Consider the following 6,737-nt stretch of genomic DNA (forward strand, 5'->3'; position numbering starts at 1 on the left):
GCGCGGCTGGCCGGTGGTCATCGGTGACGAGGAAAGCGAGACGGCGCTGCAGGTGCTGATCGAAACCGCCGAGCGGCTTGAGTGCCCCACTTTCGTCTACGGCCAGGATTTCCTCGCCTTCGAGGAAAATGGCCGCATGGTCTATCAGGACGAAGACGGCTTGATGGACCTGCCGCCGCCCCGGCTGCCCGGACGCCACCAGTTCGCCAATGCGGCGGCGGCGCTCGCCGCGGTCAAGGCGGCCGGTTTCGAGATCAGCCATCGCGCCGCCGAAAAGGCGATGATCAATGTCGCCTGGCCCGGCCGCATGCAGAAACTGGCGCAGGGCCGGCTGGCCGAACTGGCGCCGAAGGGCGCCGACATCTGGCTCGACGGCGGCCACAATCCGGGCGCCGGCGTGGTGATTGCCGAGGCGCTGGCCGAGCAGGAAGAAAAGAACCCGCGTCCGCTCTTCCTCATCTCAGGCATGATCAACACCAAGGACCAGAGCGGCTATTTCCGTGCCTTCAAAGGCCTCGCCCGCCATGTCTACACAGTGCCGGTGAGCCTCAGTGAGGCCGGCGTGCCGAACGACGAACTGGCGGTCCGGGCGACGGAAGCGGGACTGACGGCCGAGCCGGTGAGTTCCGTCGCCAGTGCGTTGATGCTGCTGCGCGACACCTGGGACGGCCCGGCGCCGCGCATCCTGATCGGTGGTTCATTGTACCTGGCCGGCGCGGTGCTGGCCGAGAACGGCACGCCGCCGACCTGAGGTCGGATTTGCGAGGAACCCGTCATGATCAAGGTCAGACAGCTCGCCCACGTCTGCATCTTCGCGCATGATCTGGACGCAACACGAAGCTTCTATCGCGACGTCCTTGGCCTGGATACGCAGTTCAATTTCCTGCGCGACGGCAAGATTTTCGGGTTCTACCTCAATTGCGGCGGGCGCAGCCATGTCGAGGTGTTCCAGAAGGACGGAGCTCGCTACAGCGACCTGAACCAGATCAACCATCTCTGCCTCGAAGTAGAAAACATCGATGCGGCGATCGCCCACATCCGCTCGAAAGGCGTTGACGTCACGACCAAGAAACACGCCTGCGACGACACCTTCCAGGCCTGGATTCGCGACCCCAACGACGTGAAGATCGAACTGTTCGAATATACCGAAAAAAGCGCGCAATTCGCCGGAGGCGATCGCATCGCCGACTGGTAACCGCGCCTGCCGGCCCTGACGGCTTACTTCAGCTCGATCTCGATAAAGGCGTATTCACCTTCATTGGCGTTGATGACGTCGTGTTCGACGCCTTCCTTGCGGAAATAGGGCGCGCCCTTCTTCATTTCGGCGAAGGATTCGCCGTCCTTGGTCAACAGCTTCACCTTGCCGTCCATCAGCGGCACGACGACATAGTCGTGGCCGTGTCGGTGCCAACCGGTGTTCTCCCCCGGCGCGAAGCGGTATTCGGTGACGATGACACGCTCATTGTCGATGAAGACGGTGGCCTTGGCGGATCCGGTCATGGGGTTCTCCTGTCTGCCTCAAGCAGATGACATGGAGTGGCCGGGCGCGAGGGCCAGAGCGTGGCAGCGCATGACCCAGAAAATCGAAATCGATTTTCTGAAAGGATCATGCGCAAATCAAACTGCTACAGCGTCCTTTGCGCGTCCAAGGACGCGCGGCACTGCAGATGACGCCAACAAAAAGCCCGGCGCGAGGCCGGGCTTGATGATCATGATTTTCAGATGGATCAGGCGAGGTTGCCATTGATCCAGTGCGACAGCGCGGTCTTCGGCGCGGCACCGACCTTCATGTCGGCCATTTCGCCGCCCTTGAAGATCATCAGCGTCGGGATCGAACGCACGCCGAACTGGGCGGCAAGCTCTGGATTCTCGTCGATGTTGAGCTTGGCGATCTTGACCTTGGCGCCGAGTTCGGTGGCGATGTCTTCGAGCGCCGGCGCAATCTGCTTGCAGGGGCCGCACCATTCCGCCCAGAAATCGACGACGACCGGTACGCTGGCATCAAGCACGTCGGTCTGGAAGTTGCTCTTGTCGACCTTGACGGTTGCCATATGGGAAAAATCCTTTCGAAAGTTTTTGTCCCACCAAATGTGGTGGTGATCGTGCCCTTCTTCAAGCAGGTGTTGTGTCACGCTCGCGTGAGTCGAGCAAGGGCGTCATCCATGGCACCGGCCGGCAGTTCGATCAGCCGTGGCGCCTCGGTGAACAGCAAGGCCGCCTGGACCGCGCGACCGGGATAAAGCGGCTGCAGCAGGGCGCGATAAAGAGCGAGCTGCAGGACGTAGGCCGGCGGAACCTCGGCCAGAGAGGCGGGCGCCGGCCGGTTGGTCTTGTAGTCGACGATCGAGACCGTGTCCGACGTCACCGCCAACCGGTCGATCTTGCCGGAAATCGAGCGCTTTTTGCCCTTGACCTCCAGGCTGCCCATGATCGCGACCTCGGCACGTGACGACGGTGCAAACAGCTGACCGAAGCCGGGATCCGCAAGGATGGATGTGACCGACGCCAGGGCCTTTTCACGCTCTGACGCAGGCCAGCCCGCGCCCGTTCGCAAGAGATAGCGCTCCGCCGCGCCCGCGCGTTCGGGCTCGGCAATGCCAGGCAACATCTGCAGCAGTTTGTGCAGGGCAAGTCCACGCAGCACCGCAAAGCCCGGCTCGGCATCGGCGTCCAGCACCGGCGACGCCTTGTCGACCACGGCTTCCTTGCCTTCGTCGATCAGCGCCGAGGCGCCGGATGGCGACAGCGGACGCGGCAAATCCTCGAAAGGCGGCAGGGGCCGGAACAGGCCCACCGGCAATGGCCCGAAAGCATCGGCCTGCCGTACCTGCTCAGCGGAGCTTGGCGCGACGGGCGGCAGCTTGGTCACGTGGAAGCGATGCACCGGCTCACCGCCGGCGGGATGCGGACGCTGCTCGCTTTCAGGAGCGCCGATCAGCGCACGGCTGACGATCGAGTGCCAGGTGCCGGCGTTCGGCGCCCGCTTGCCGTGATAGCCGCAGACAATCAGCCGGTCCTCGGCACGGGTCATGCCGACATAGAGCAGCCGGCGGTATTCGTCGTCGGCGAGTTCTCGGGCCCGCGCTGCTGCTGCTTTCGAAAAGCCATTGGCAACGTCGCTGGCCGAGCGCCAAAGATAGCCCTTGCCGTCCCAGTTTGCGCCGGAGCCATCGAAGGGCATCAAGCGTGGCAGATGCTGGTCGCTGAACGGGGCGGAACCGCCATCGACCAGGAACACGACCGGCGCTTCCAGGCCCTTGGCGGCGTGCACAGTCATGACCCGGACCTCGTCGCGGGTCTGGTCCATCTCGCGCTTGATCTCGGGACCGGCATTTTCCAGCGTCGATAGGAAGGCTTCCAACCCCGGCAGGCCGGTTCGCTCCTCGGCAAGGCAGAAACTCAGGAACTCGTCGAGGATGTCGCCAGCCTCAGGCCCGAGCCGCGCGATCATCTTCCGGCGCACGCCATCGCGCGCCAGCAGGGCGGCATAGAACTCGAACACTGGCTTGAAGGCAGCTTCGTTTGTCCAGGTGTCAAGCTGAACGACGACCGCCGCCAGGCGCTCGCTTTCGTCGGCATGGGCGCGCAGCGATGCGACCAGCGACAGGCCCGGCGGCCTCTCCGCCGCGAGCTCGAAAAGCATCTCTTCAGGCAGATCGAAGATCGGGCTGCGCAGCACGGCGGCGAGCGACAGATCGTCCTGCGGCTGGATGAGGAGATGACCGAGCGCGATCAGGTCCTTGACCGCGATATGGCCTGGCAGGCTCAACCGGTCGGCGCCGGCAACCGGAATGTCGCGGCGTTTGAGCGCCCGGGTCAGCGCATGGACGAAGCGATCGCGCTTGCGCACCAGCACCAGCACGTCGCCCGGCCGCAACCGCTTGCCGCGGCCTTCGATGATCTCGCCGGTGCCGATCCAGCCGGCAATGGTGGCGGCGACATTCTCGGCAACGCGCACCGCCGGCGCATGCGCATGGTCGATGGCTTGCGTCCAGTCGTCGGGCTCATCGACGACATCGGCGCCGACCGACGGCCACACCTCGACATAGCCTGGCGCATCGGTGCGGATCGCCTGGTGGCGCAGCGGATCGGGATCATGGCTGATGCCGCGCCGCACGCTTGCGTCGGCAAAGACGCGGTCGACCGCGGTCAGAACGTCGTCGGTCGAGCGGAACGACCAGGTCAGCTTGAGGTCGGCAAAGGACGCCTCTGCGTCACGCACTCGTCCCGCAAACAACAGCCGGCTGTCGGCGAAGGAGTCCGGAGCGGCACCCTGGAACGAATAGATCGACTGCTTCTCGTCACCAACGGCGAAGACCGTGCGATGGACCCTGTCGCGGGCGCCGAAGCCGGCAAAGAATTCTTCCGCCAGGCGCTTCACCACTTCCCATTGATCCGGGCTGGTGTCCTGCGCCTCGTCGAGCAGGATATGATCGATGCCCTGGTCGAGCTTGTATTGCACCCAGGGGCCGGCGTCAGGCCGCGCCAGCAGGTTGACGGTGCGGGTGATCAGATCGTTGAAGTCGAGAAAGCCGCGGCTGCGCTTCAGCACCTCGTAGCGGGCGATCAGCCAGTCGGCGATGGTCAGCGCGGCGCGTGTGCCTTCCAGCATCCTGAACAGGGCCAACCGGTCGACTGTTTCGATGATGGCTTTGGTCGCCGAGAGATAACGATCCGCCAGATCCGGCAGCCTGTCGACCAGAGCCTTCTTGAAGGCCTTTGCCGGGTCGTAGGCATCGCCATCGGTCTTGAGGAGTGCTCGCGCAAGCAGTTGCAGGCGGCGAATGGGATCGCCCTCGGCGAAGGCCTGGCGCGCATAGGGCAGGATGTTGTTCAGCACCGATCTGGCATCAGTGGCTTCAGCGGCCTGAGCGAAGCCGGCAAAATAGTCCGGCAGAAAACCCGGCAACGGCCATACCGAAGCCGCTATGCCTTCGGCGGTCTGGCCGGGGTGGAAATGAAATTCATCGAACAAAGCCTGGAAGCGCATGCCGTCGCGTCCAACAGCGTCGATGAAATGGCGCAAGCCGTCGCGCTTGCGCACGATCTCGCCCAGCAAGGCGTCGAGCCCGGCTTCGCCGCCACGGTCGAGAATGGTGGCAAAGGCCTCGGTCAGATCCGCGTCGCCGGCGGCTGTGCCGGAGATCATGTCGCGGCGCGCTGCGGCAAACAGCGATGCCTCCATCTGGCCGTCGAGCATCTCGAAATGGGCCGGGATGTTGGCTTCCAGCGGGAACTGGTGCAGCACCGATTCGCAGAAGGCATGGATGGTCTGGATCTTCAGCCCGCCGGGTGTTTCCAGCGCCTCGGCGAACAGGCGCCGCGCCCGGCGCATGGTCTCGAGATCGGGCCGGCGGCCTTCCAGCGCCTCGACCTTTGCCGCAAGGTCCGCGTCACCGAGCGTCGTCCATTCCGACAGTGTCGAGAACACCCGGTTGGACATGTTGGCTGCAGCGGCGCGCGTATAGGTCAGACATAGTATCTTCGACGGGTCAGTACCGCGCAGCAGCAGCCGGATGACGCGCTGGGCCAGCACATGGGTCTTGCCGGAGCCGGCATTCGCCGACACCCAGGCGGAATTGCCAGGATCGGCGGCGCGGGCCTGGCTGGTCGCGGTGTCGCTGGGGATGGGATAGGCCTTCTTCATGCCTCCCCTCCCTCGTCACCGGCATCGCCGCCTGCCGACCATTCAAGCACGCGGGCAAGATGGTCGTAGTCGCCATCGGTCTCGCCTTCGCGAAACGGCAACGCGCGCGAGAGGTATCCGGTCGCCGGGTCGGCATAGTGGATCAGGAGCTTTTCCAGCCGCGCCCAGGCTTCTTCGGCAAGATCGGTCGCGGTTCGGGGCTGGCGGTTGTGTTCGAGGATGGATTCCTCGAACACCTCGCCATTCGGCTTCAGCCTGATGAAGGCCAGTTGCGAAGGCTCGCGCGCGCCCAAATCCTTGAAGGCGCCACGCCTGAGCAGCGCGCCCTCCAGCGCCAGCTGCGGCGCCAGCAGCGTGTGCGCCTGCGCCTTGGACGGCGAGGAGCCGGTCTTGTAGTCCAATATGTCGGCCATGCCGCCGGCCAGAAGATCGACGCGGTCGGCGTAGCCGGACAGCGTCACGCCTGACTGACCGACGACGGTCTTTCCGGCGCGCTCCTCGGCGTGCCGCCGGATCACCGCGTCGGCGCGCGTGCGCTCCCACTCGATGATGTTGGCGGCGAGTTTCTCGAAGCGCGGCCACCACACCGCCTCGACATCAGCCGGAAGTGCGGCTTCGGCAAAACAGGCGCGGCCGGCGGCGATGAGGCCGGCGAGTGCATCGAGCGCGCGCGGATCGGCGACGCGCGCCGAGAACAGGTGCAGGATGGCGTGAAACAGCGTGCCGCGCTCGGCCGCACCGGGGTCGCGAATGACCGGATCGAGCGGCATCAGGCCAAGGATCCGTCTTGCATAGACGGCGTAGGGGTCACGGCGCAGGGTCTCGATCTCGGTGACCGAGAAATGGCCTGGGCGCACCGACAGTGGCGGTTTCGGCTGCGGCCGCGGCGCGAAATCCTGTCTCGGGCCGGCATCGAGCGAGCGTGCCCAGGCGAGCAATTCGTCGCCACGCCGGCGCAGCGCCGCCGCCTGGTCGTTGCCGATGAAGGTGAGCAGCCGCTGCAGCCAGCGTGACGGCACGGCGGGGGCGTCGCCGGCGCGTGCCGAGCGGGCCAGCACCACCTTTTTGGCGCCCATGGCCATCTGGAAAT

General features: G+C 65.0%; 5 protein-coding genes and 1 pseudogene. 2 read left to right on the top strand and 4 right to left on the bottom strand.

The features are described from left to right. A pseudogene (locus EN935_RS16690) lies at positions 1–751 on the top strand (bifunctional folylpolyglutamate synthase/dihydrofolate synthase); the annotation flags it as partial. Positions 752–775: 24 nt separating this feature from the next. Next, the gene (locus EN935_RS16695) at positions 776–1,195 is read left to right on the top strand and encodes a VOC family protein (RefSeq protein ID WP_127263185.1); all 420 of its coding nucleotides are present in this window, start codon (positions 776–778) and stop codon (positions 1,193–1,195) included. 23 nt (positions 1,196–1,218) lie between these two features. Here the strand turns inward: EN935_RS16695 and EN935_RS16700 are convergent, their stop codons facing one another. The 4 genes from EN935_RS16700 to addB all read right to left on the bottom strand — a co-directional run. Further along, positions 1,219–1,500: a cupin domain-containing protein gene (locus EN935_RS16700; RefSeq protein ID WP_013528325.1), complete on the bottom strand. Its 282-nt coding sequence runs from the start codon at positions 1,498–1,500 to the stop codon at positions 1,219–1,221. 227 nt (positions 1,501–1,727) lie between these two features. Next, entirely contained in the window at positions 1,728–2,051 is a 324-nt protein-coding gene (gene trxA, locus EN935_RS16705) for a thioredoxin (protein WP_127263186.1), read from the bottom strand. Between the two features lie 77 nt (positions 2,052–2,128). Continuing rightward, positions 2,129–5,647, bottom strand: coding sequence for a double-strand break repair helicase AddA (addA, locus tag EN935_RS16710; RefSeq protein ID WP_127263187.1), 3,519 nt, complete (start codon positions 5,645–5,647; stop codon positions 2,129–2,131). Further along, positions 5,644–6,737 (bottom strand): double-strand break repair protein AddB (gene addB / locus EN935_RS16715; protein WP_127373450.1); only part of this gene is annotated, 1,094 nt, incomplete at its 5' end. The genes addA and addB, both read right to left, overlap by 4 nt.

It is taken from the genome of Mesorhizobium sp. M7D.F.Ca.US.004.03.1.1 (assembly GCF_003998635.1).
GTDB classification, from domain to species: Bacteria; Pseudomonadota; Alphaproteobacteria; order Rhizobiales; family Rhizobiaceae; genus Mesorhizobium; species Mesorhizobium loti.

Bases quoted from the DNA above. Each gene is read 5' to 3' on its own strand.
- EN935_RS16695 (WP_127263185.1), top strand. From the start codon at position 776: ATGATCAAGGTCAGACAGCTCGCCCACGTCTGCATCTTCGCGCATGAT.
- EN935_RS16700 (WP_013528325.1), bottom strand. From the start codon at position 1,500: ATGACCGGATCCGCCAAGGCCACCGTCTTCATCGACAATGAGCGTGTC.
- trxA (WP_127263186.1), bottom strand. From the start codon at position 2,051: ATGGCAACCGTCAAGGTCGACAAGAGCAACTTCCAGACCGACGTGCTT.
- addA (WP_127263187.1), bottom strand. From the start codon at position 5,647: ATGAAGAAGGCCTATCCCATCCCCAGCGACACCGCGACCAGCCAGGCC.